This window comes from Caulobacter sp. SRI_014 (assembly GCF_057586315.1).
Genome location: NZ_JBYCZQ010000001.1, coordinates 616,441 through 637,852 on the forward strand (window position 1 = coordinate 616,441; position 21,412 = coordinate 637,852).

General features: G+C 68.5%; 21 protein-coding genes. 6 read left to right on the forward strand and 15 right to left on the reverse strand.

What is annotated here, in order from left to right; genetic code table 11:
* Positions 1-3: 3 nt before the first annotated feature.
* The 6 genes from rnpA to AC2YG9_RS03375 all read right to left on the reverse strand — a co-directional run bounded on the left by rnpA (position 4) and on the right by AC2YG9_RS03375 (position 4,791).
* Positions 4-387 (reverse strand): ribonuclease P protein component, encoded by a 384-nt coding sequence (gene rnpA, locus AC2YG9_RS03350; RefSeq protein WP_487296914.1) that lies wholly within the window; start codon positions 385-387, stop codon positions 4-6.
* A gap of 61 nt (positions 388-448) precedes the next feature.
* Entirely contained in the window at positions 449-583 is a 135-nt protein-coding gene (rpmH, locus tag AC2YG9_RS03355; protein ID WP_271067590.1) for a 50S ribosomal protein L34, read from the reverse strand.
* Positions 584-680: 97 nt separating this feature from the next.
* The gene (locus tag AC2YG9_RS03360) at positions 681-1,661 is read right to left on the reverse strand and encodes an NADPH:quinone oxidoreductase family protein (protein WP_487296502.1); all 981 of its coding nucleotides are present in this window, start codon (positions 1,659-1,661) and stop codon (positions 681-683) included.
* 42 nt (positions 1,662-1,703) lie between these two features.
* Positions 1,704-2,972, reverse strand: a complete 1,269-nt coding sequence (locus AC2YG9_RS03365) for a hypothetical protein (RefSeq protein ID WP_487296503.1) — start codon at positions 2,970-2,972, stop codon at positions 1,704-1,706.
* Positions 2,973-3,106: 134 nt separating this feature from the next.
* Complete coding sequence (locus tag AC2YG9_RS03370; RefSeq protein ID WP_487296504.1) at positions 3,107-4,153, reverse strand: alpha/beta hydrolase; 1,047 nt, start codon at positions 4,151-4,153, stop codon at positions 3,107-3,109.
* 11 nt (positions 4,154-4,164) lie between these two features.
* Positions 4,165-4,791 carry a TetR/AcrR family transcriptional regulator gene (locus tag AC2YG9_RS03375; protein WP_487296505.1) on the reverse strand — a complete coding sequence of 209 codons (627 nt, stop codon included), beginning with the start codon at positions 4,789-4,791 and terminating at the stop codon, positions 4,165-4,167.
* 139 nt (positions 4,792-4,930) lie between these two features.
* On the opposite strand from AC2YG9_RS03375, the gene AC2YG9_RS03380 reads away from it, so the two are divergent.
* The gene (locus AC2YG9_RS03380; RefSeq protein WP_487296506.1) at positions 4,931-5,578 is read left to right on the forward strand and encodes a TetR/AcrR family transcriptional regulator; all 648 of its coding nucleotides are present in this window, start codon (positions 4,931-4,933) and stop codon (positions 5,576-5,578) included.
* Here the strand turns inward: AC2YG9_RS03380 and AC2YG9_RS03385 are convergent.
* Together AC2YG9_RS03385 and AC2YG9_RS03390 are read right to left on the reverse strand one after the other, a co-directional pair.
* Positions 5,575-6,939, reverse strand: a complete 1,365-nt coding sequence (locus AC2YG9_RS03385) for a flavin-containing monooxygenase (protein ID WP_487296507.1) — start codon at positions 6,937-6,939, stop codon at positions 5,575-5,577. The genes AC2YG9_RS03380 and AC2YG9_RS03385 overlap by 4 nt on opposite strands.
* 132 nt (positions 6,940-7,071) lie before the next feature.
* A complete protein-coding gene (locus AC2YG9_RS03390) occupies positions 7,072-7,440 on the reverse strand; it encodes a hypothetical protein (protein WP_487296508.1) in 369 nt (122 codons plus the stop codon).
* A 168-nt stretch (positions 7,441-7,608) separates the two neighbouring features.
* On the opposite strand from AC2YG9_RS03390, the gene AC2YG9_RS03395 reads away from it, so the two are divergent.
* Positions 7,609-9,678, forward strand: a complete 2,070-nt coding sequence (locus tag AC2YG9_RS03395) for a M13 family metallopeptidase (protein ID WP_487296509.1) — start codon at positions 7,609-7,611, stop codon at positions 9,676-9,678.
* 58 nt (positions 9,679-9,736) lie between these two features.
* Here the strand turns inward: AC2YG9_RS03395 and AC2YG9_RS03400 are convergent, their stop codons facing one another.
* Positions 9,737-10,480 (reverse strand): MauE/DoxX family redox-associated membrane protein, encoded by a 744-nt coding sequence (locus tag AC2YG9_RS03400; protein WP_487296510.1) that lies wholly within the window; start codon positions 10,478-10,480, stop codon positions 9,737-9,739.
* Positions 10,481-10,551: 71 nt separating this feature from the next.
* Between AC2YG9_RS03400 and AC2YG9_RS03405 the strand changes: the two genes are divergently transcribed.
* Together AC2YG9_RS03405 and AC2YG9_RS03410 are read left to right on the forward strand one after the other, a co-directional pair.
* A complete protein-coding gene (locus AC2YG9_RS03405) occupies positions 10,552-10,974 on the forward strand; it encodes a MerR family transcriptional regulator (RefSeq protein ID WP_487296511.1) in 423 nt (140 codons plus the stop codon).
* Between the two features lie 63 nt (positions 10,975-11,037).
* Positions 11,038-13,155, forward strand: a complete 2,118-nt coding sequence (locus tag AC2YG9_RS03410) for a M13 family metallopeptidase (protein WP_487296512.1) — start codon at positions 11,038-11,040, stop codon at positions 13,153-13,155.
* A 591-nt stretch (positions 13,156-13,746) separates the two neighbouring features.
* On the opposite strand, the gene hisG is transcribed toward AC2YG9_RS03410, so the two are convergent.
* The 5 genes from hisG to pgi form a co-directional block, all read right to left on the reverse strand.
* Complete coding sequence (gene hisG, locus AC2YG9_RS03415; protein WP_487296513.1) at positions 13,747-14,697, reverse strand: ATP phosphoribosyltransferase; 951 nt, start codon at positions 14,695-14,697, stop codon at positions 13,747-13,749.
* Positions 14,694-15,806, reverse strand: coding sequence for an ATP phosphoribosyltransferase regulatory subunit (locus AC2YG9_RS03420; RefSeq protein WP_487296514.1), 1,113 nt, complete (start codon positions 15,804-15,806; stop codon positions 14,694-14,696). The genes hisG and AC2YG9_RS03420 overlap by 4 nt, the downstream gene beginning before the upstream one ends.
* Positions 15,803-17,326: a histidine--tRNA ligase gene (gene hisS / locus AC2YG9_RS03425; RefSeq protein WP_487296515.1), complete on the reverse strand. Its 1,524-nt coding sequence runs from the start codon at positions 17,324-17,326 to the stop codon at positions 15,803-15,805. Before hisS ends, AC2YG9_RS03420 begins: the two co-directional genes overlap by 4 nt.
* 173 nt (positions 17,327-17,499) lie before the next feature.
* Positions 17,500-18,042 (reverse strand): hypothetical protein, encoded by a 543-nt coding sequence (locus AC2YG9_RS03430; RefSeq protein ID WP_487296516.1) that lies wholly within the window; start codon positions 18,040-18,042, stop codon positions 17,500-17,502.
* Between the two features lie 367 nt (positions 18,043-18,409).
* A complete protein-coding gene (pgi, locus tag AC2YG9_RS03435; RefSeq protein WP_487296517.1) occupies positions 18,410-19,972 on the reverse strand; it encodes a glucose-6-phosphate isomerase in 1,563 nt (520 codons plus the stop codon).
* Positions 19,973-20,060: 88 nt separating this feature from the next.
* Here pgi and AC2YG9_RS03440 point away from each other — a divergent pair, with 88 nt between their 5' ends.
* Complete coding sequence (locus tag AC2YG9_RS03440; protein ID WP_487296518.1) at positions 20,061-20,525, forward strand: hypothetical protein; 465 nt, start codon at positions 20,061-20,063, stop codon at positions 20,523-20,525.
* 6 nt (positions 20,526-20,531) lie between these two features.
* Positions 20,532-20,807, forward strand: a complete 276-nt coding sequence (locus AC2YG9_RS03445) for a hypothetical protein (RefSeq protein WP_487296519.1) — start codon at positions 20,532-20,534, stop codon at positions 20,805-20,807.
* Here the strand turns inward: AC2YG9_RS03445 and AC2YG9_RS03450 are convergent.
* Positions 20,804-21,409 carry a redoxin domain-containing protein gene (locus AC2YG9_RS03450; RefSeq protein ID WP_487296520.1) on the reverse strand — a complete coding sequence of 202 codons (606 nt, stop codon included), beginning with the start codon at positions 21,407-21,409 and terminating at the stop codon, positions 20,804-20,806. The genes AC2YG9_RS03445 and AC2YG9_RS03450 overlap by 4 nt on opposite strands.
* Positions 21,410-21,412 lie beyond the last annotated feature (3 nt).

Sequence of the window (21,412 nt, forward strand, 5' to 3'; positions counted from 1 at the left end):
GGTTCAGACCAACGCTGAAGGAGAAGAGGGCGCGTCATCCCCGGACACGGAGGGGGACGCGGCGGGTAAGTCGGCGGCGAGCCTTATCAGCGCGCTTTTCACATCGTCAAGCAAACGCCCCCAATCGCGCCCGGGCGTTCCGTCGCGGGCGACAAAGACATAGTCACATCCGGGCCGTCCGAAAGAGGGCAACAGAGACCGCGCCGCTTCCCGCAGTCGTCTTTTGGCGCGGTTGCGCACGACGGCGCCGCCAATCTTCTTGGTCGCGGTAAAGCCGATATGGACGGTTTCATCGCCGTCATCACGATGGCGAACCTGCACCACCACGGCGCCATGGGCGCGATAAGCGCCTTTGGCGGCCGCCAGAAACTGGGGCCGCCTCGTCATGCGTTCGATGTTCAAAAGCTCGGGCAGGGACAGGCCCCCCGATGCAGAGAAGGTGACGGGCTTAGGCCGTCAGCTTCTTGCGGCCCTTGGCGCGGCGACGCGCAACGATCTTCTGACCGTTCTTGGTGGCCATGCGAGCGCGGTAGCCGTGACGGCGAGCGCGCACAAGACGCGAAGGCTGAAAGGTGCGCTTCACAGGTCTGCTCCGAGAAATAACTAGCTATAGCGCGGCGGGAAGGCCCGTCGCGATTGAGCGGGGGTGGATACGGGATGAGGTCTTGGGAGTCAACCGTTCAGAGGTCCGGCCTGATCACCGCCTTGCCGATCACCTTGCGTCCGGCCAGCAGCTCGAAGGCCTCGCGCCAGTCGGCCAGTGGTATCTCGGCGTGGACGCGGGGCTTCACCCGGCCCTCCTCGGCCAGTTTCCAGATGGCCGCCTGATTCTCGCGGCCGCGCTCGGGGAACCGGCGGCCGTATTCGCCGGCCCGGACGCCGACCACCGAGAAGCCCTTGATCAGCGGCATGTTGACCGAGATTTCCGGAATCCGCCCGGACGTGAAGCCGATGACCAGCAGCCGGCCGTCGAAGCCGATGCAGCGCACGCTCTCGTCGAACACATCGCCCCCGACGGGATCGTAGATGACGTCGGCGCCGCCGCCGGTGATCGCCTTCACCTGCTCGCGGAAGCCCTTCGTCACGTTGAGCACGGCGTCGGGGGCATACTCCCGCTCCAGCACGGCCAGCTTGTCGTCCGATGCCGAGGTGGCGATCACCTTCGCCCCCATTGTCTTGGCCAGGTCCACGGCCGCCAGCCCGACGCCGCCGGCGGCGCCGTGCACCAGCACCCACTCGCCCGGCTGAAGATTGGCCCGCCGCACGAAGGCGACATAGGCGGTCAGATAGGCCGCCCCATACCCGGCCGCCTGGGCGAAGGACAGCGCCGCCGGCTTGGCCCGCACGGCCGCCGCCGGCAGCAGGGCGTATTCGGCGAACCCGCCCAGCTTGGCCCCGCCGACCACGGCCTGGCCGATGGATAGACCCTCGACACCAGGGCCGAGCGCCTCGACCTCGCCGCTGAGCTCCATGCCCAGGCCGAACGGCAGCGGCGGTTTCAGCTGATACTCGCCGCGCGTCATCAGGAGGTCGGGGAAGTTGACCCCGGCGGCCCGCACCTTGACCAGCACCTCGCCCGGCCCGGGCGTCGGCACGGGAACATCCCGCAGCGAAACACCGGCATAGTCAGGGGCGAGATGGTCGACGATCAGGGCGCGCATGGCCCAACCATCCGCCCCCGACGCCACGGAAGTCCAGAGCCCTCAGGTCCCGGGGATGCCCAGGCCCCGCAGGATCTTGCGGGTCTTGCCGCCCTTTTCTTCCTTCGGCTTGTCGCGCGGCGACTCCTCGGCCTCGTCGTCGCCGCCGAAGTCCGCCTCGTGCATCCCGAGGATCGTCCCGACGGTCGAGCGGTAGCGGACCTTGGCGGTCCACTGGATGTTCCAGGCCACCTTCGGGTCGGCCGGCCGGGCCGGGAAGGCGAAGTCGGCCTCGCCACCCCAGGCGGTCAGGTTCAGCAGGCCGCTGGGGGCCGCCTTGATCACCTCGGATGGCACGGTGCAGGCCGTCGCCGTGCCGGGCAGCAGGGCCTTCCTGGTGACAAGCCGGGCGAGGTCCTCATCGCTGATGTAGTCGGGGGTGGCGAAGGCGCCGACCTGGGCGGCGCTGGAGGTCCACATGACCATCACCGGGTCGGCCCCGCGCTTCTGCTCCTGGGCCCCGATGACGGTGGCGTGGAAGCCGCGCGAGCGGGCCATCGGCTGCCAGGTCAGGGCCACCGCGCCGCCGGCCTCCGGCGTCTGGCGCAGTCGGATCGGCTCGAGGAAGTCCTGGCCGGCGGTCAGGTTCAGCTTGATGTCGGGGCTGTAGTTGCCCTTGACCAGATGCTCCCCGACCAGCGAGGCGCCGCCCGGCACGGGGTCGGAATTGCGGCTGTTGGGCCACTCGCCATAGGTGGCGAAGCGGTCGGCCGACGGCTCCTTCATCGGGGTGATGTCCAGCCCGGTCATCATCCCGGCGAGCGCCTGCGGGTTCTGGGCAACCTTGGAGAAGTCGACCACGACCGGCTGGCCGGGCCCGGCCTTGGCGCCGCAGCCCCAGTAGATCAGCAGCTTTCCCCTGGGCTGTTCATACTGTCCGTCCGTGCGGCCCGGGGCGCCGCGCGGCGTCGGGTCGGCGGGCCGGGGCGACAGCAGCGGGACCGAGGTCCCCATGTCCATACCGGGGCTCCAGAAGTGGTCGGCGGCCGGGGACGGCGCCTTGCGGCTGGAACCCAGCTGCAGCTTGAGCGTCTTGACCGGACCGCCGCCGCCGTAACCGCCGCGCATCATCTGGCCGAAGCTCGGCCGTTGCGGCGCTCCGCCGGGCCCACCCATGCTCATGCCGGCCATCGGCCCGGTCGCCGTCGAGGCGCTCAGCCAGTAGACGGCCACGGGACCGGTCACGGTCTGCTTGGGAGCCGGCGCCGGACCGGCGGCGATCAGAAGGACGGCCGAGCCCATCAGGGCGGCTTTGAGGGTGTTTGCGATCATGGTTGGCCCCATCGGTTTGAACAGCGAGGGAAGCGAACTAGTCACATATCGGCGGTCACTCAACCAGCAAAATCGTCGTGAGCCGTTAAACCTTCGTCAGAAAATTACAATTGATTCAGTATGTTACGGATTGGTCAGGCAATCCGCCCTTCAAGCCCCTGCCGCACCAGCCCCGCGATCTCGCGGCAGGCCACGTCCGCCGCCGGGATGGCGCCGGTGAACGCGGTGAAGCCGTGGGCCAGGGCGTCGTAGCAGCGATAGACCACCGGTACGCCGGCCGCCTTGAGCAGGCGGGCATAGGCTTCGCCCTGGTCGACCAGGGGATCGAAGCCGGCGGTGACAACGATGGCGGAGGCCAGGCCACTGAGATCCGCCGACCGGATCGGCGACAGGCGCGGGTCTGCCGGGTCATCATCGGGGCCCATGTAATGGCCCATGAACCAGGTCATGATGTCCCGCGACAGCGGATAGGCGTCGGCGTAGGTGGTCATCGACGGCGTCTCGGACGCCACGTCGACGGCCGGATAGATCAGCAGCTGCAGCACCGGCTGCGGCTCGCCGCTCTTCTTCATCTCCTGAGCTAGGATGGCGGCGAAGTTGCCGCCCATGGAATCGCCGCCGATGGCCAGACGCCCGTCCGGCGCTCCGAAGCGGGCGGTGTTATCCCGCGCCCAGCGCCAGGCGGCCAGCATGTCGTCCAGGCCCGCCGGGAAGCGATGCTCCGGCGCCAGCCTGTAGTCCACCGACAGCACGGCGCAGCGTGCGTGTTTGGCCAGGATGCTGCAGAAGGCGTGGCAGGTGTCGAGATCGCCGATCACCCCGCCCCCGAAGTGGGCGAAGACCAGCAGCGGCGCGTCCGGGTCCTGGTCGCCCGGCCGATAGGCGCGGGCCGGGATGTCACCCTCGGCCCCGGGCACGGTCAGGCTCTCGATCCGCACCTCGGGCTCGGGCTTGCCGCTCATCATCGACAGGCCCGCGGCGCTGGCGGCCCGGGCCTCGACGGCGCTCAGGGACGACATGGCGGGCATGCTGCGCGCCCCGGCGGCGAGGAACTGGAAGCGAGGATCGAGCGTGCGTCCGCCCTGATAGACGGCCGACCCGCCCGACAGCAGCCGCAGGATCGGCGGCGGCAGCGACAGCAGGGCCTTGAGAATGACCTTCTGGACGCCCGGATCCGCCATCTCTCGTCTCTTCAGCTTTCGCGCAGTCGTGGCAGGGCCGGCACCCCGCCGAGGATCAGCCTCACCGCGAAGTCGCAGGCGGCATGGGTGTCGATCGGCCGGCGGGCCATCATCCGGTCACCGACCTCGCGGGCGATGGCGATGCAGGCGGCAGCCAGGTATTCGGCGTCGACCGGCGGGGCCCCGCCCTTCTCGATGGCGGCGGCGAAGGTGTCGCGCACCTCCTCGAAGACCCGCTCCATCTCCGGGGTCTCGATGCTGATGTGCGGATGGCGCTCGCCGGGCGGCCGGCGGGCTTCCCAGTTCTGGTGCTCATCGACCACGAAGTCGTAGTAGGCTTGGATGGCGGCGCGCAGATAGCCCTCGAAGTCCTTCGCCTCTTCCCAGCAGGCCCGCAGGATCGGCCGGAAACGCCGGGCGCCGTCGTCGGCCAGGGCCTCGAACACCTCCTCGCGCGAGCGGAAGTAGTTGTAGAAGGCGCCGACCGACAGGTCCGTGCGGCGGATGATGTCGCGCACGGTCGCGGTCTCGTAACCCATCTCGGCAAACACCTCGCGCGCGGCGTCGAGGATGGCCTGGCGGTTCGCCTGTTTGGTCTGTTCGCGCTTGCCGGGGATAAGGACAGTGATCTGACTCATTGCCTGCGAGGCTAGCAGGCCTTCGCCCTTTGGAGAAAAGGTTTCCGTTCTCGGAAACTGGACTCCCGAATGATGCAAAGCGGCGCTAATCTGATTCACGTACTACCGGCGAGTACAGCCGGACAGGGGCAGGGGAAGCATGACAATCGCCGCCGAGGGCAGCGAGGTCCGGGAGTATCGCAGCGCGCGCGCCGACCAGCGCCGCCGCCAGATCCTCGACGCCGCGCGTAAACTGGTCTCCGAAAAAGGCTTCGGCTGTCGCATGGACGAGGTGGCAGCCGCCGTCGGCGTCACCAAGCCGGCCGTCTACCGCTACTTCCCGGGCAAGGACACCTTGATCCGCGCCATGCTTGAAGAGGACCTGGTGGTCCCGACCCAGGCCCTGGTCGCGAAGATCGACGCCTATGAGGGGCCGATCCGGGGTCTCCTGGAAATCTTCGCCGAGGGCACCCTGGCGATCCAGGAGAACGGCCTGTCGCGCGGCTACATGGCGCTCGCCATGGACGAGGCCCAGAGCCGGCCCGACGTCGCCGGCCTGATCCGCGAGAATGTGCTGGGCGTCAGCGTTCTCCGGGTCGCCCAGGCGTTCGCCCGCTCGATGGCGACGGGCGAGCTGCGCAAGGTCGAGGACCCCACCATGCTGGTGCGGCTGTTCTTCGCACCCTTCATGCAGATCGCCCTGGTCCGCGGCGGCTTCGGCGTGCCGATGGAAGGCCCCGCCGCCTACCGCGAGTACGTGAAGTTCCACATCGACGCCTTCCTGCGGGCGTTCGGGCCGGAAGGTTAGACCGTCTCCCGCGCCTTCGCCGCCACGGGCAGCGCATAGCCCGCCGAACGCGCCCGCCCCTCGCCCTTCGCGATCTCCTTCTTCAGGTCGGCGATGTAGTGGTTGAAGTCGACCTGGATCGTGTGGCGGGCGGCCTTGTAGTAGCCGCCCAGGTAGAAGGCCTCGTCCCTGGCCGTCACCGCTTCCATCTCGGCCTTGCCCGGCGGGCGATAGCGGCCGGTCAGATAGGCGGCCACCAGCTTGCTCTGCTGTTCGGCGAAGTTGACCAGGGTCGGCAGCGGCTGGGCCAGCCCCATGAAGAACAGGTTGTCGATCCCCGGCTTCATCATCCGCTTGTAGAGCGGGAAACGGTGCTCGGCGTCCGGCAGCAGGTCCGGATCGTCGAAGAAGGGGAACTTCATGTCGTAGCCGGTGGCGAAGACGATGGCGTCCACCTGCTCGACACTGTCGTCGGCGAACCGCACGTTCTTGCCTTCCAGCGCCTTGATCGCCGGCTTGAACTTGATGTCGCCGCAGCCGGCCCGGGTCAGGAACTCGCCGCTGACGGACGGGTGGGCTTCCAGCGGCTCATGGTCGGGCTTGGGCAGGCCGTAGTCTTCCATCCTGCCCAGAGTCTTCTTGATGACGTTGCGGGCCAGGGCCTGGCCGATGGAGCGCGGCATCCAGGCGGGCATGGCGCTTTTGTCGGCCGGCTTGCCGTTCATGTACTTGGGAAGCACCCAGACCCCGCGCCGGGCCGAGACCCACAGGTTTTTGGCGATCGGCCGTTGGCTGAGCTCGCTGGCGATATCCATCGCCGAGTTGCCCATGCCGACGACCACGACATTCTTGCCGCGCATGTCGAAGGGATCGAACGGATCGCAATAGGCGTGGGCGTGGAAGGCCGCGCCCTCGAACTCGCCGGGATACTCCGGCGTGCGCGGGCTCCAGTGGTGGCCGTTGCAGACGAACAGCACGTCATAGAGGCGCGTCTCGCCGGTCGACAGCTTGACCTCCCAGGTCCCGTCCTCGCGCCGGGACGCCTTCTCCACGGCGGTGTTGAAGGTGATGGTCTCGCGCAGGCCGAAGTGGTCGACGTAGTCCTTGAAGTACTGGAAGAGCTGGGCGTGGTGCGGGAAGTCCGGCCAGTCGGCGGGAACCGGATAGTCCTCGAAAGCCAGCCGCCACTTGGAGGTGTCGATGTGCAGGCTCTCGTAGCAGGCCGACATGCCGTTCGGGTTCTTGTAGTACCAGTTGCCGCCGACCTCGTCGGACATCTCGAAGCAGTCGTAGGGGATGCCGGCGTCCTTCAGCCGCTTGGCCGTGGTGAACCCCGAGCAGCCCGCGCCGATGATGCAGGCCTTGGGCAATGCGCCGCTCATACCGGACTCCCTGACTTATCATTGTTCAGGTGACGCTATAGCGGATGACGTGCGGGTCAACCGTGACGTGGCGGCAGCCAGGCCTGTCAGGCGAAGTGGATACCGGTTCGCCGCCCGGACAGGCCGCAAGAATCAACTACATCCCGCGACGCATCTGGACCAGTGCGGGCTGCAGGTCTCGTCGTCGGCCTCGGCCAGGCAGAAGTAGCGGCTCTGGGCGCAGGCGGTGCGGCACTGGGCGGCGGTGCGGCTGCCGGCCGAGCCGCTGTCCGTGCCGGGCAGCGGCCGGGTGAAGGCCAGGCTCGGCGGCAGGGCGGAGGCCTGGGCCGACACGGCGAAGTCGTAAGGCGGCGTCTCGACCTCCTCCGCCTTCGTCTCCTGGGCGCCTTTCAGTCCGGCCTTGGCGGCGGTCGGCGGCTCGACGAAGCGCAGCTTGCTGCTCTGGGCGCCGGCCGGGGTGGCCAACAGCAGAACAAGGGCAAGGACGGCGAGGCGGCGCATGACCCCATGCTGGGGCTGTGGCGTTAAGGCGCGGTTAACCATGATTTTCCCCGCGCGCCGGTGCGGTCCGCCCCATCCGCCGCGCTTCATGACGAAAGTTTAAGGGACGCGCCCGTCCGCGCGGGAGCATGGTCCGCCACCTTCAAAACCGCAGGACCCCATCGTCCCATGAAACGTCTTCTGCTCGCGGCCGCCGCTGTTGCGACCCTCTCGATCGCCGGTGTCAGCACCGCCGTCATCGCCGCCGACGCTTCGGCGCAGGCGTCCGCCGCCGAACTGGCCAAGGCCCCGCGCATGGGGACCTGGGGCTTCGACCTGTCGGGCCGCGACCTGACCACCAAGCCCGGTGACGACTTCTTCCGCTATGCCAACGGGACCTACGTCGACCAGATGGTCATTCCGGCCGACCGGTCGTCCTACGGCGTCTCCGGCAAGCTGCGCGAGCTCAGCGACGCCCGTAGCCGCGCCATCATCGAAACCGCCGCCAAGACCCCGAACGCCAAGGGCGAGGCCCAGCAGATCGGCGGCCTCTACAACAGCTTCATGGACGAGGCCCGGCTCGAGACCCTCGGCGCCAAGCCGCTGGCCGCCGACTTCGCCGCCGTGAAAGGCGCCAAGACCCATGACGCCCTCGCGGTCCTGATGGGCGGCGGCAACGGCAAGTTCGGCAACACCATCTTCGGCGTCGGCATCGGCCCCGAAGCCGCCGACCCGACCAAGTACGCCGTCTACGTCGGCCAGGCGGGCCTGGGCCTGCCCGACCGCGACTACTACCTGACCGAGCAGTTCGCGGCCAAGAAGACCGCCTACCGCAACTACGTCGAACAGTTGCTGACCCTCGCCGGCTGGGCCAACCCCAAGGCCAGCGCCGACGCCATCGTCGCCTTCGAGACCAGGATCGCCGAAGTCAGCTGGACCAAGGTCCAGCAGCGCGACCCGGTCGCCTCGGTCAACCCGATGACCGTCGCCGATCTCCAGAAGCTGGCCCCCGAGTTCAACTGGACCGGCTACTTCAAGGCCGCCGGCTTAAGCGCCGAGAAGAACGTCATCGTCGGCGAAAAGAGCGCCTTCCCGAAGATCGCCGCCATCTACAAGGCCACCCCGATCGAGACCCTGCAGGCGTGGGAAGCCTTCCACATCGCCGACCAGGCCAGCCCCTACCTCAGCAAGGCCTTCGCCGACGCCAACTTCGAGTTCCGCGCCAAGACCCTGTCGGGCCAGCCCGAACAGCGCGCCCGCTGGAAGCGCGGCGTCGGCCTGACCGGCAACACCCTGGGTGAAGCGGTCGGCAAGCTCTACGTCGAGGCCTATTTCCCGGCCGAGTCGAAGAAGCAGATGGAAGAGCTGGTCGCCAATCTGCTGGTGGCCATGAAGGCCCGGATCAACAACCTGACCTGGATGAGCGCCGAGACAAAGGCCAAGGCGCTCGCGAAAGCCAACAGCTTCACCGTCAAGGTCGGCTACCCCGACGAATGGCGCGACTACTCCAAGCTGGTGATCAAGGCCGACGACCTCTACGGCAACATCGAGCGCGCCGGCGCCTTCAACTGGGATTACCAGGTCGCCCGCCTGCACAAGCCGGTCGACAAGAAGGAATGGGGCATGTTCCCCCAGACCGTGAACGCCTACTACAACCCCCAGCTCAACGAGATCGTCTTCCCGGCCGCCATCCTGCAGCCGCCCTTCTTCGATCCGCAGGCCGATCCGGCGGTCAACTACGGCGCCATCGGCGCGGTCATCGGCCACGAGATCAGCCACGGCTTCGACGACCAGGGCAGCCAGTTCGCCGCCGACGGGTCGCTGACCAACTGGTGGCAGCCGGTCGACGCCGAGAAGTTCAAGGCCCAGACCGTCAACCTCGGCGCCCTCTACTCCAGCTTCGAGCCCCTGCCCGGCGCCCGCGTCAACGGCGACCTGACCATGGGCGAGAACATCGGCGACCTGGGCGGCATCCTGATCGCCTACGACGCCTACCGCGCCAGCCTGGGCGGCAAGGAGGCCCCGATCATCGACGGCCTGACCGGCGACCAGCGCTTCTTCCTGGCCTTCGGCCAGGCTTGGCGTTCGAAGCTGCGCGACGACGCCCTGCGCCAGCAGATCGCGTCGGACCCGCACAGCCCGGCCTACTACCGCGTCGTCGGCACCCTGCGGAACGTCGACGCCTGGTACGCCGCCTTCGACGTCAAGCCGGGCGACAAGATGTACGTGGCCCCCGAGAACCGCGTCCGCATCTGGTAGGCTCTGGCCTTAGAGCCAACGGCAGCGGCCGGGTCCGAAAGGGCCCGGCCGTTTTCGGTTACATCGGCGCGACCAGCATCCACACCGCCATCGCCACCATCATCACGTTCTCGGTCAGCGAGACGAAGCCCAGCGGCACATTGCTGTCGCCGCCGACGCAGGCGCATTTCAGCTCGCGCTTGTCGATGTAGACGGCCTTGAACACGCTGACCGCCCCGATGCCGCCGATGACCAGCGCCACCGGCGCCGACAGCCAGGTCAGCACCCCCGCCGCCATCAGCACCCCGGCCCCGAATTCCAGGAACGGATAGAGATAGGCGTAAGGAACCCAGCGCTGGGCCAGCAGGTCATAGTTCAGGAACATGCCTGAAAAGCTCTCCAGGTCGCGCAGCTTGGTCGTCGCCAGGGCCACCATGGCGAAGGCGATGAACCACTCCAGGGCATGGACCGTGAAGGGCGTCCCCATCGACGCCTGGCTGGCCGCCAGGGCCATGCCCGCGGCGCCCGCGAAGATGGCGATGACCGGGGCATAGGTCGTCGCCTTGGGGTCCCGCACCTTGAGTCCGAAATGCCGGCGTAGGTCGTCGTACCCGCCGATCCGCACCCCGTCGATGAAGGTCTGCGGCGTTGTCTTCACCGTATGCGCCTCCTTGAAGGCGTCCGTCTCGGCCCGGGTCCTCAGCCAGTTGTCCTCGACCTGATAGCCGCGGCTCCTGAGCAGATGCACGGCCTTGCGCCCCCAGGGACAGACGTGCTCGGGCATCACCATGCGGTAGATCACCGCCTTTTTCGATCCTGTCATCGGTCTTCTCCTTCTTGTCCGACCTTGGATCGTTCCCATCTACCTTCCGTACCATGGTACGGAGTCAACAGATGAAATCGGCGACCATCTCGGGTCTTGCGAAAGCCGGCGGCGTCGGCGTCGAAACCATCCGCTACTACCAGCGTCGCGGCCTGCTGGAGACCCCTCGTCCGTCCGGGGGCGCCGTACGCCGCTATGACGAAAGCGACCTTGGCCGCCTGAAGTTCATCCGCTCGGCCCAGGCCGCCGGCTTCACGCTCGATCAGATCGCCGAACTGATCGCGCTCGATGCCGGTGAGGACCGCGCCCGGGCCCGGGAACTGGCCCAGGCCCGGGTCGCCGCCCTCGACATCCGGATCTCCGAACTTCAGGCCGCCCGCGACGCCCTCGACCGGCTGTACCATGACTGCGCGGCCGAAAAGGGCGGTCCTTGCCCCATCCTGAGCGCTTTCGATCCGCCGAAAATCGCCGGTTCCGGCATGAACAAAGTTTAAGGTTTCCCCGCCCGTCAACGGGTGCATTGTCCGCCGCAATTCCACCTGAGGCCTCTGAATTCCATGAAAAAAGTTCTGCTGAGCGCCGCCGCGGCGGCCGCCCTGTCCCTCGCCGCGTTCAGCGCGCAGGCGGGTGAGGATCATTTCTGCCTGACCGACGATTGCGTGGTGCAGTCGCTGTTCAGCTTCGCAGACGCCCCGTCGCAGGGCGCCGCGCCGACGTCGCTGGAGAGCCCGCGCTACGGGACCTGGGGCCTGGACCTGACGGGCCGGGACCTGTCGGCCAAGCCGGGCGACGACTTCTACCGCTTCGCCAACGGCGCCTGGGATGACCGCACGGTGATCCCCTCGGACCGCACCCGGTTCGGCAATTTCGACGCCCTGGCTATCCTGTCGGAAGCGCGTGTCCGGGCCATCATCGAGGACGCCGGCGCCGGCAAGATCCAGGACAAGGACGCCGCCAAGATCGGCATGGCCTGGCGCACCTTCATGGATGAGGCCAACGCCGAGAAACTGGACGCCAAGCCGATCCAGGGCGAACTGAGCCAGATCAAGGCCGTCAAGACCCACGACCAGATGACCACCCTGATGGGCAAGGGCCAGACCAGCGGCTTCAGCACCATCCTGGGCGTCAGCATCGGCGACGACGCCAAGAACCCCAGCCGCTACGCCGTCTACGCCGGCTCGGGCGGCCTCGGCCTCGACCGCGACTACTACCTGGACGCCAAGTTCGCGGACAAGAAGGCCGCCTACGAGGCCTACATCGCCCAGATGCTGACCCTCATCGGCTGGGACAACCCGGCCCAGTCGGCCAAGGACATCGTCGCGTTCGAAACCCGCCTGGCCGAAGCCAGCTGGACCCGCGCCGAGATGCGCAACCGCGACAAGACCTACAATCTCAAGACCATGGCCGAGCTTCAGGCCCTGACCCCCGGCTTCGACTGGAACCTCTATCTGGCCCAGACCGAACTGCCGAAGCTGCAGACGGTGATCGTCACCACCGACACCTCCTTCCCCAAGTTCGCCAAGGTCTACACCGAGACCCCCATCGCCACGATCAAGGCTTGGCAGGCGTTCAACGTCGCCGATGACGCAGCCCCGCTGCTGTCGAAGCGTTTCGTCGACGCCCAGTTCGCCTTCCGCGGCAAGACCATGGGCGGCCAGCCGGAGATGCAGCCGCGCTGGAAGCGCGGCGTCGCCTACGTCAACGGCATGGTCGGCGAAAGCGTCGGCCGCATCTACGTCGGCCGCTACTTCCCCGCCGAGTCCAAGGCCAAGATGGAAACCCTGGTCGCCGACATCCGCACGGCCATGAAGCTGCGCATCGAAAAGCTCGAGTGGATGGGTCCGGAGACCAAGGCCAAGGCCCTCGACAAGCTGGCCAAGTTCGGCGTCAAGATCGGCTACCCGACCGTCTGGAAGGACTACAGCAAGCTGCAGATCGTCGAGGGCGACCTCTACGGCAACGCCACGCGGGCCGGGGCCTGGGACTGGCGCCGCCGCGTCGCCCGCCTCAACGGCCCGGTCGACAAGACCGAATGGTCGATGACCCCGCAGACGGTCAACGCCTACTACAACTCGGTGAAGAACGAGATCGTCTTCCCGGCCGCCATCCTGCAGGCGCCCTTCTTCCACCCCGACGCCGACCCGGCCATCAACTACGGCGGCATCGGCGGGGTGATCGGCCACGAGATCAGCCACGGCTTCGACGACCAGGGCCGCAAGTCCAACGGCGACGGCGTGCTGACCGACTGGTGGACGGCCGAGGACGCCGCCAAGTTCACCGCCCAGGCCGACCGCCTTGGCGCCCAGTACGACCTGTTCGAACCGCTGCCGGGCCACAAGGTCAACGGCAAGCTGACCATGGGCGAGAACATCGGCGACATGGGCGGCCTCAGCCTGGCTCTGGACGCCTACCACATCTCGCTGCGCGGCAAGCCGGCGCCGGTGCTGGACGGCATCACCGGCGACCAGCGGGTGTTCTACGGCTGGGCCCAGGTCTGGCGCGCCAAGATCCGCGACCAGGCCCTGATGCAACGCCTCGTCGGCGACCCCCACAGCCCGGCCTACTACCGCGTCAACGGCACCATCCGGAACCTCGACGCCTGGTACGAAGCCTTCGGCATCAAGGAAGGCGACAAGCTGTACGTGAAGCCGGAAGACCGGGTCCGCATCTGGTAGGTCTGGCGACAGCATGAAACGGAAAGGGCGGCCTGCAAGGGCCGCCCTTTTTTCTTTTCGAGCGAGATGCAGACCCAAGCTCTCCCCCAGCGAAGTGGGGGGAGGACAGATTTCGAGCCTTAGCGAGAAATCAGGAGGCGGGCCCCGCCGGCGGTAGGGAGGTTCCTCCTGACACAGCGGTTCCCCCCTCCTGCTTTGTCACATCCGCTCCAAAGCGGTCCTCCCCCCGCTCGCGGGGGGAGAGCTTGATAGCGCTCAATTCATTTTTTGACGTATGCGTCAGATTTCGGAGAGGGCTGCCCAAAAAGGCGAAGGGCCCGTTGCGGGGGATAATCGCAACGGGCCCAACATTCCTCGATCACTCGATCCAAGCGGGCGTTTCCTCCCCGAAACGCCGGAAACGGGATGCTCTTGTCGGCCGCCCTGTTTCGCCAGTCAAAAAGACGGCAAATCCCTGTCCGTGTCAACGCTTTCAGGGCCCGTCCTGCGCAAGAATCTGCGGCAAAACGGCTCAAAAAGGGTTGATCTTTGGACGTGGCCGTCAAAACAACCGCCTGAAACCGCCATTTCTGACGTCAGAGTCAATTTTGACTAAGAGGGGTTCGCAACTGACGCCGCCAGCTGCTCGTAAGGCGGGCATTCCGGCGAGAACACGTACTCGGGCGCCGCGGCGGTCACAGGACCGACACCGGCTGATTCCAGCGCCGCCCCGACCGCCGCCAGATCGCCGCGCGGGATCAGCAGGCCCGAAGCCCGCGCCTGCCCCGACGCGAAGCCCGCCGTCGCCGTCCTGGCGACCGCATCCTGATCGGCCGGCCAGACAAGGGTCAGGGTCCGCTTGGCCCGCGCCCGCGCCTCGATCAGCGACAACAGGCGGCGGGCGACACCCAGCCGCTCGGCGCGCCAGTCGGCGGTCAGGGACGCCGCCAGCTGCGCCTGGCTCTTGAGGATCACCCCGTCGCGCAGAACCGCAAGATGGTTAGCCGCCAAGGTCGCGCCGGTGGTGGTGATGTCGACGACGATCTCGGCCGCCCCGGCCGCCGGCGCCCCTTCGGTCGCCCCGGCCGATTCGACGATGCGGTAGTCCCCCACCCCGTGCCTGGCGAAGAAGGCCCGCGTCTGGGCGACGTACTTGGTCGCCACCCGCAGGCGCCGGCCGGTACGCGCCAGATGATCGTGCGCCACCTCCTCGAGGTCGGCCATGCTCTCGACGTCGAGCCAGCTCTGCGGCGTCGCCACCACCAGGTCGGCCCGCCCGAAGCCCAGCGCCCGCAGCAGCAACAGCCGGGCTTCGAAATCATCCCCCTGTTCGCGCAGCAGGTCCTCGCCGGTGATCCCTAAGTGGACCTCGCCGCTGTTCAGCGCCCGGGCGATCTCGCCGGCCGAGATCAGCCGGACCTCGATGCCCTCCAGCCCGACGATCCTGGCGCGATAGCCACGCTCGCCGCCATCGGCCTCGATCTTCAAGCCCGCATCGGCCAGCCAGGCCTCGACCTGTTCCTTCAACCGCCCCTTGGACGGGATACCCAGGATGACGCTCATTCCCCACCCCCGACAAAAGCGCGGGCAGGCCGGACCATGCAGCCCGCCGCCCCGCCCCCAGCGCCGCCCAGCCGCGTGACCAGCCCGTCGTAACGTCCACCCGCCGCCAGCGGCCGGTCGGCCCCCAGGGCGGCGCTGCGCACCTCGAACAACGCCCCGTCGTAGTAGCCGAAGGCCCGCCCGAACCCGGCTCCGAACCGGGCCCCGTCCAGCGGAACCCCAGCCTCGGCCAGCAGCTCCAGCCGCCGGCGCCAGTCGCCCAGCCGCACGTCCAGCCGCGCCCCGCCAAGACCGGCCAGGGCCGACAGCGCAATGACCGGCGTATCCTCGACCGACAGGAAGGCCCGCACCCGGCCGATCTGGTCTTCGCTCAAGCGCGCCCGCGCGCCCTCGCCGCCCCGGGCCGCCAGCCGCCGGGCGATCTCCGCGGTCGGACGACCGCCGACCGGCGACACGCCCGCGAGATTCCAGACCTCTTCCAGCAGGGCCACCGCCTCGTCTTCGCCAAGGCCGCCGAGCAACCCGGCCAGCCGGCTCTGGGGCGCCTCTTCGGGGCCCGCCACGGGGTTCAGCTCGGCGCTGAGCAGCCGGGGCCGGTTGAAGGCCCGCTTCAGCCGCGCCGCCAGCGCCGGCTCCAGATCCATGTCCTCGACCAGGGCCGAGAACAGGCTGACATCGCCCAGCATCAGGGCAAGGTCGTCCCTCCCGCCGGCCGCGGCCGCCTTCCAGGCCAGCTGAAGAATTTCCGCGTCGGTGGCCGCCGCATCGGCGCCGCCGTAAACCTCCAGGCCAAGCTGGAGAAACTCCTCCGCCCGGGCCGAGCCGCCCGCCGCCCGAAAGGCCTTGCCCTCATAGACATAGCGCCCCGCCGCCGCGCCTGAAGCGATGTGCGCCCGCGCGATCGGGATGGTGAAGTCGGGCCGCAGCGCCGCCTCCTCGCCGCCCTCGGCCTGAACCACGAACAGGCGCGGCCGCATCGCTTCGCCGGCCAGGTCGAGCAACAGCGCCAGGGGCTGCAGCACCGGCGTCTCCAGCGCCACCCCGGCCCCTTCGAAGGGTGCGCGGATGGCGGCCAGGGCGGCCGGTGGAACGGTCCGCTCCAGCCTCATCGGCCCGCGTCCACGATCGCGCGCACCGCCGCCACCAGTTCACCGCGCGGCACGGTCTGCTGCCCCGGCCGCTCGGCCTTGTAGGCGTCATGTCCCTCGATGTTGGCGGCCAGGGCCCGGCCAAGGTCCAGATCCTTGATCGTCACAGTGCCGGCCGCGATCTCGTCGCCGCCCAGCATCAGCGCCGCCGGCGCGCCCCGGCGGTCGGCGTACTTCATCTGCGCCTTCATGCCCGACGACCCGAGATAGACCTCGGCAGCGATGCCGGCGGCCCTGAGCTCACCCGCGAGCTTGAAGTACTCGCCCATGGCGTCCGCATCGAAGGCGATGACCACCACCGGCCCCCGCGCCGCCGACGCCTCTTCCCGGCCCGCCGCCTTCAGGGCCGCCGCCAGGCGCGACACCCCGAAGCTGAAGCCCGTGGCCGGCGTCGCCTGCCCGGTGAACCGCGCCACCAGGTCGTCGTACCGCCCGCCGCCGCCGATGGAGCCGAAGCGCACGGCGGCGCCCTTCTCGTCGACCGTCTCGAGCAGCAGTTCGGCTTCGAACACCGCCCCGGTGTAGTACTCCAGCCCGCGCACGATGCTGGGCTCGATGCTGGCCCGGCTCTCGTCGATGCCCAGCGACTTCAACGCCGCCGCGATCTTGCCAAGCTCCTCGATCCCTTCCGCCCCCTCGGCCGAACCACCGACGATCCCCGACAGCGCATCCAGCGTCTTGCCGTTGTCGCCCGCGCCGGCGCTCAGGAAGGCCAGCACCTGATCCACCGCCGCGCCGCTGAGGCCCGCGCCCTTGGTGAAGGCGCCGCTCTCGTCGAGCCGCCCCTCGCCGAGCAGGAGCTTCACCCCGTCCGGCCCCAGCCGGTCCAGCTTGTCGACCGCCCGCAGCACGCCCAGCTTCTGGCCGGCGCTCTCGACCCCGGCCGCCGTCAGCAGCCCGTTCAGCAGCTTGCGATTGTTGATGCGCAGCACCGCCGTGCCGCGCGGCAGCCCGGCCGCCTCCAGCCCCTCGGCCGCCATGGCGATGATCTCGGCGTCGGCTTCCGGCCGCGCGGACCCGACCGTGTCGGCGTCACACTGGATGAACTCGCGGAACCGCCCCGGCCCCGGCTTCTCGTTGCGCCACACCGGCCCGAAGGCGTAGCGCCGGTAGGGCTTGGGCAGGGTCTCCCAGTTCTGGGCCGCGAACCGGGCCAGCGGCGCGGTGAGGTCATAGCGCAGCGCCATCCACTGCTCGTCATCGTCCTGCAGGGCGAAGACGCCCTCGTTCGGCCGGTCGCTGTCCGGCAGGAACTTGCCGAGCGCATCGGCATATTCGAGCGCCCCCGTATCCAGCGGCTCGAACCCCCAGCGCTCATAGACCGCCGACACCTGCTCGACGATCCGCCGCTCGGCCCGCAGCTGGGCCGCGCGCTTGTCGGCGAATCCGCGAGGGGCGCGGGCTTCGGGGCGGAAGGTTTCGTCAGTCATTGGGGCGGTCCATCGGTCGGTGTCTGCAACCGGATGGAGCGCTCGCCCCATCCGCATCGGGCGGGGCGGTGTAGGGGCTTGGCTTTAAGCCGCGCGAACCCGACCCGTCCCGCGAGGGAAGGTGTGGTGGTGCGCGTGATGGTGCGACAGGGCGGTCATCGGGGACGGCCTATAGCCGACGACGGGCGAGGCGCCAACCTCCCCGATGACGACGGGTTCGGTGACTATTGATAGCTGCCCTGGAAGCGGACCAGCTGGCCGGCCGCCTGCCATTCCTTGACCCCGGGCGGGGCGATGCTCCAGCAGCGGCCGGTGGAGACGTCCGTCCGGGCCGGCCAGTAGGCGAAGGACCAGCGCAGCTCCATCATGCCGCCGTCCATCCGGCCGCGCGTCACGGCCAGGGCGGCGGTCTGGCCGGGCTCCATGATACCGGAGTCCTTCAACAGGAAGGTCAGTTCGGCCGCCCCGCTGTACTGCAGGATCGGCACGACGCAGTAGGGCTTGGAGGTCTTGTTCCGCAGCATGAAGGCGCCCATCGACACCCCCTCGCCACCGACGATGGCCAGCGACACCTCCAGCCCGCTGAAACGGTCGTCGATCGGCCTGGAATCCTCCCGCCATTGAAGCTGGGACATCTGATACTCGTTCAGCCCCTTCTCCCGCAGCATCATGGCGACCCGCTGGCGGGCGGTGTCCTGGGCCTGGCTGGGGGCGGCGGTCAGGGCGACGAGACCGGCAATCAAGGCACTGGCAAGCACGCGTGACATGGCGAACTCCCTTGCTGTGGAGGTTCAGCCTAGGCGGGGGCGCCGAGGCCTGTCAGGCCCCATTTGTGGTATGCTGTCACGGGCTCAGCGGGGCGCCTGTCGGGGAGATGAATATGTCTAGACATATCCATTTCGCACAAAATTGGGCCGCGCATCATGGGTCCCAATCCGTAGGCTGAACGCCTCACAAGCCTGCCTACATTCCCCGCGCCGGCGCCAACGCGGCGCCTACGCCCATCCCTACATTCCCGGCCGCCCTGCCCACCGAATGGCCAACAGAACCGGGCGTTTCGCCATCCGGGTCCGGAATCCCGCTTCTGATGTAGCTCAGGCCGGCGCGGTATAATGGTCTCGCCGCTTCGATAACCTACCGCGCCAGCCGGGCGATCAACGCCGCCGTCGAGGGGTCGTGTTCCGGCCCGTCGCCGCCGTCCAGTTCCCGAAGCACCCGCCCCGCCAGCACCTTCCCAAGCTCCACCCCCCACTGGTCGAAACTGTCGATGTCCCACAACACCCCCTCGACGAAGGTCTTGTGCTCGTACAGCGCAATCAGCGCCCCCAGCGTCTCGGCGGTCAGCCGCTCCAGCAGGATGAAGCTCGACGGCCGGTCACCCGGGAAGTGGCGATGGGGTTCGTTCAAATTCTCCTGGCCGATCATCAGCGCCTCGGCCTGGGCGATGGCGTTGGCCAGCAGCATGTTGCGGTGTTCGCGCGGGCCCTCGTGGTCCTCGGCCAGGGCGATGAAGTCGACGGGGATGATGTCGGTCCCCTGGTGCAGCAGCTGGAAGAAGGCGTGCTGGCCGTTGGTGCCGGCGTCGCCGAACACGCTGGCCGCCGTGGCCTGGCTGACCGGCAGGCCGCCCTGGGTGACCCGCTTGCCGTTCGACTCCATCTCCAGCTGCTGGAGATAGGCCGGAAACAGCGCCAGACGCCGGGCATAGGGCACGACCGCCCGCAACGGCCGGTCCAGGCCATTGCGGTTGAACACATGGGCCAGGGCCAGCATCACCGGCATGTTGGCGTCCAGGGCTGCAGTCTCGAAATGCTCGTCCATCGCCGCCGCCCCGGCCAGCAAACCCTCGAACGCCGGCCAGCCGAGACCGATCGCACAGGAGAGCCCCACCGCCGACCACACCGAATAGCGGCCGCCGACCCAGTCGCGGAAGGCGAACACCCGGTCCTCGGCAATCCCGAACCGCCCGGCCTCGGCCGGGTTTGCGCTGACCGCCGCCAGATGGCTGTCGGCCTTGCCGGCGCCGAGCTTGGCTTCCAGCCAGGCCTTGGCGGCCCGCGCATTGGCCAGCGTCTCCTGGGTGGTGAAGGTCTTGGAAACGACAACGACCAGCGTCTCCTCCGGATCCAGCCCCGCCGTGGCGGCGGCGAACTCAGCGCCGTCGATGTTGGCGGCGAAGCGCAGGCTGATCTCCGGAACCAGCGGCCGCAGGGCCTCCCAGATCAGCCGGGGCCCCAGGTCCGAACCGCCGATGCCGATATGGAGAACGGCCTTGAACGGCTTGCCGGTCGCCCCGCCGGCCATGCCCGACCGCACCGCCGCGACGAAGTCCTGCATCGCGTCGCGGACATCCTCGACCTCTTCGGAGACCGGTTTGCCGGCGGCCTTGAAATCCGCCCCCGCCGCCGCGCGCAGGGCCATATGCATCGCAGGCCGGCCTTCGGTCAGGTTGACGATCTCGCCGTCGAACAGCCGGGCCCGCGCCGCTTCGACGCCGGCAGCCACGGCCAGCTCGACCGCCGCCGTCGCCCCCTCGCGGCTCCAGGGCTGTTTGGAGAGGTCCAGGGTCAGGCCGGCCGCCTCGAAGGTCAGGCCCTGCAGCCGGTCCGGTTCGGCGTCGAACAGGTCGCGGATGCGGCGCGCGCCGTCAGCCTGGGCGGCGGCTTTCAGGGCAGTCCAGGCGGGGGTCTCGGCCATCGGGGTTCCGGCAAATGTAAACGGCGCATTTACCATGCCGCGGGCATGGTTCGCGTCACCCTAGTAACGCCCCCAACGAGGGACCGCCATGTCCTGCGAAGCCGTCGCCGCCGCCTCCATGCTCTGGCTCGCCTCCTGGGGCGGAGGTGGAGACGTCGCCGCGCCCGAACCGGCCGCCGCTGTCGCGCCGGCCTCGACCCTGGCCAGCGAGCCCCTGTTCGCCGACATCATCGCCCGGGCCGGCAAGCTGAAGGCCAACGTGCTGGACTGGAAAGGCAAGCCCCTGCCCGGGCCTGAGTTCGCCGCCTTCAAGGGCCAGGTCAGCGAACTTGCCGCCCTCGACATGAAGGGCCACGTCGTCCTCAAGGAGCGCGGGACCGACGGCGACCTGAAATGCATCCTGCGCGGCATCAGCGAAGACCTGCCGCTGAAGCTGAAAGCCGTCGAGGAGGCCGCCAACCCCAGCGCCCGCGACGCCGCCCTGACCGATCTGGCCTACCTGCTGAACGACAACGTCGAGGTCATTACCGCCCCGCCGGCTCCGCCGGTCTAGGGCAGCATGAAGGGCCTCAACCGCTTCCTGTTCCTGTTCCTCGCCATCCTGGTCTCGGCCATCGCGGTGAGCGAGGCCGTGTTCCGGTTCTTCGGCCTGGTGGCGACGGACTTCACCTTACCGCCACTGATGTTCAGCCTGGCCGTCGGCAACCTGCTTGGGACGCTGGTCGGTCTACCCGGCCTGTGGATCAGTGTCCGCCGCGGCAAGCCCTTGGCGACCTGGGCCTTCATGGGCCTGCTGCTGCTGTTCCCGATCCTCGGCGCCGTGCTGCCGGCCTAGGCGTACTTCACCGCACAGCCGTAGGGGGCGCTGAACGGGGTCGCCACCGGGCGGCCGGCGTTGACGTCGGCCAGAGCCGCCGCCACCAGGTTCTTGGCCCGCTTGATGTCCTCGACCTTGTTGGTCGGCACGTCGTCGATGCCGCCCTGGTAGGCGAGGTTGCCGGCCTTATCGATGACGTACATGTGCGGCGTCGTCTTGGCGCCGTAGGCCCGACCGACCACGCCGTCCTCGTCGACCAGCACGGCGGTGCCGGCCCAGCTCTTGGCCTTCATCCAGGCCCTGGCGTCGGCGGCGTCTTTCCAATGGCCCTGCTCGCCCTTGGCCGAGGAGCAAACGGTCAGCCAGACCGCGCCGTCGCGGGTGGCCGAGACCTGCAGGCCCTGCATGTTGCCGCTGTAGTGCTTCTTCACATAGGGGCAGCCCTCGTTGACCCATTCGAGGACGACGACCTTGCCCTTGAACTCGGACAGGCTGCGGACCTTGCCGTCGATGTCTTTCACCGAGAAGGCGGGCGCCGGCTTGGCCAGGGCAAGCGTCGGCAGGCCGAGGGCCGGCAGCGCCAGGGCGGCGGCGATGGTCGAGCGGCGGGTCAGGTTCATGGC

Bases quoted from the DNA above. Each gene is read 5' to 3' on its own strand.
- rnpA (WP_487296914.1), bottom strand. From the start codon at position 387: ATGACGAGGCGGCCCCAGTTTCTGGCGGCCGCCAAAGGCGCTTATCGC.
- AC2YG9_RS03360 (WP_487296502.1), bottom strand. From the start codon at position 1,661: ATGCGCGCCCTGATCGTCGACCATCTCGCCCCTGACTATGCCGGTGTT.
- AC2YG9_RS03365 (WP_487296503.1), bottom strand. From the start codon at position 2,972: ATGATCGCAAACACCCTCAAAGCCGCCCTGATGGGCTCGGCCGTCCTT.
- AC2YG9_RS03370 (WP_487296504.1), bottom strand. From the start codon at position 4,153: ATGGCGGATCCGGGCGTCCAGAAGGTCATTCTCAAGGCCCTGCTGTCG.
- AC2YG9_RS03375 (WP_487296505.1), bottom strand. From the start codon at position 4,791: ATGAGTCAGATCACTGTCCTTATCCCCGGCAAGCGCGAACAGACCAAA.
- AC2YG9_RS03380 (WP_487296506.1), top strand. From the start codon at position 4,931: ATGACAATCGCCGCCGAGGGCAGCGAGGTCCGGGAGTATCGCAGCGCG.
- AC2YG9_RS03385 (WP_487296507.1), bottom strand. From the start codon at position 6,939: ATGAGCGGCGCATTGCCCAAGGCCTGCATCATCGGCGCGGGCTGCTCG.
- AC2YG9_RS03390 (WP_487296508.1), bottom strand. From the start codon at position 7,440: ATGCGCCGCCTCGCCGTCCTTGCCCTTGTTCTGCTGTTGGCCACCCCG.
- AC2YG9_RS03395 (WP_487296509.1), top strand. From the start codon at position 7,609: ATGAAACGTCTTCTGCTCGCGGCCGCCGCTGTTGCGACCCTCTCGATC.
- AC2YG9_RS03400 (WP_487296510.1), bottom strand. From the start codon at position 10,480: ATGACAGGATCGAAAAAGGCGGTGATCTACCGCATGGTGATGCCCGAG.
- AC2YG9_RS03405 (WP_487296511.1), top strand. From the start codon at position 10,552: ATGAAATCGGCGACCATCTCGGGTCTTGCGAAAGCCGGCGGCGTCGGC.
- AC2YG9_RS03410 (WP_487296512.1), top strand. From the start codon at position 11,038: ATGAAAAAAGTTCTGCTGAGCGCCGCCGCGGCGGCCGCCCTGTCCCTC.
- hisG (WP_487296513.1), bottom strand. From the start codon at position 14,697: ATGAGCGTCATCCTGGGTATCCCGTCCAAGGGGCGGTTGAAGGAACAG.
- AC2YG9_RS03420 (WP_487296514.1), bottom strand. From the start codon at position 15,806: ATGAGGCTGGAGCGGACCGTTCCACCGGCCGCCCTGGCCGCCATCCGC.
- hisS (WP_487296515.1), bottom strand. From the start codon at position 17,326: ATGGGGCGAGCGCTCCATCCGGTTGCAGACACCGACCGATGGACCGCC.
- AC2YG9_RS03430 (WP_487296516.1), bottom strand. From the start codon at position 18,042: ATGTCACGCGTGCTTGCCAGTGCCTTGATTGCCGGTCTCGTCGCCCTG.
- pgi (WP_487296517.1), bottom strand. From the start codon at position 19,972: ATGGCCGAGACCCCCGCCTGGACTGCCCTGAAAGCCGCCGCCCAGGCT.
- AC2YG9_RS03440 (WP_487296518.1), top strand. From the start codon at position 20,061: ATGTCCTGCGAAGCCGTCGCCGCCGCCTCCATGCTCTGGCTCGCCTCC.
- AC2YG9_RS03445 (WP_487296519.1), top strand. From the start codon at position 20,532: ATGAAGGGCCTCAACCGCTTCCTGTTCCTGTTCCTCGCCATCCTGGTC.
- AC2YG9_RS03450 (WP_487296520.1), bottom strand. From the start codon at position 21,409: ATGAACCTGACCCGCCGCTCGACCATCGCCGCCGCCCTGGCGCTGCCG.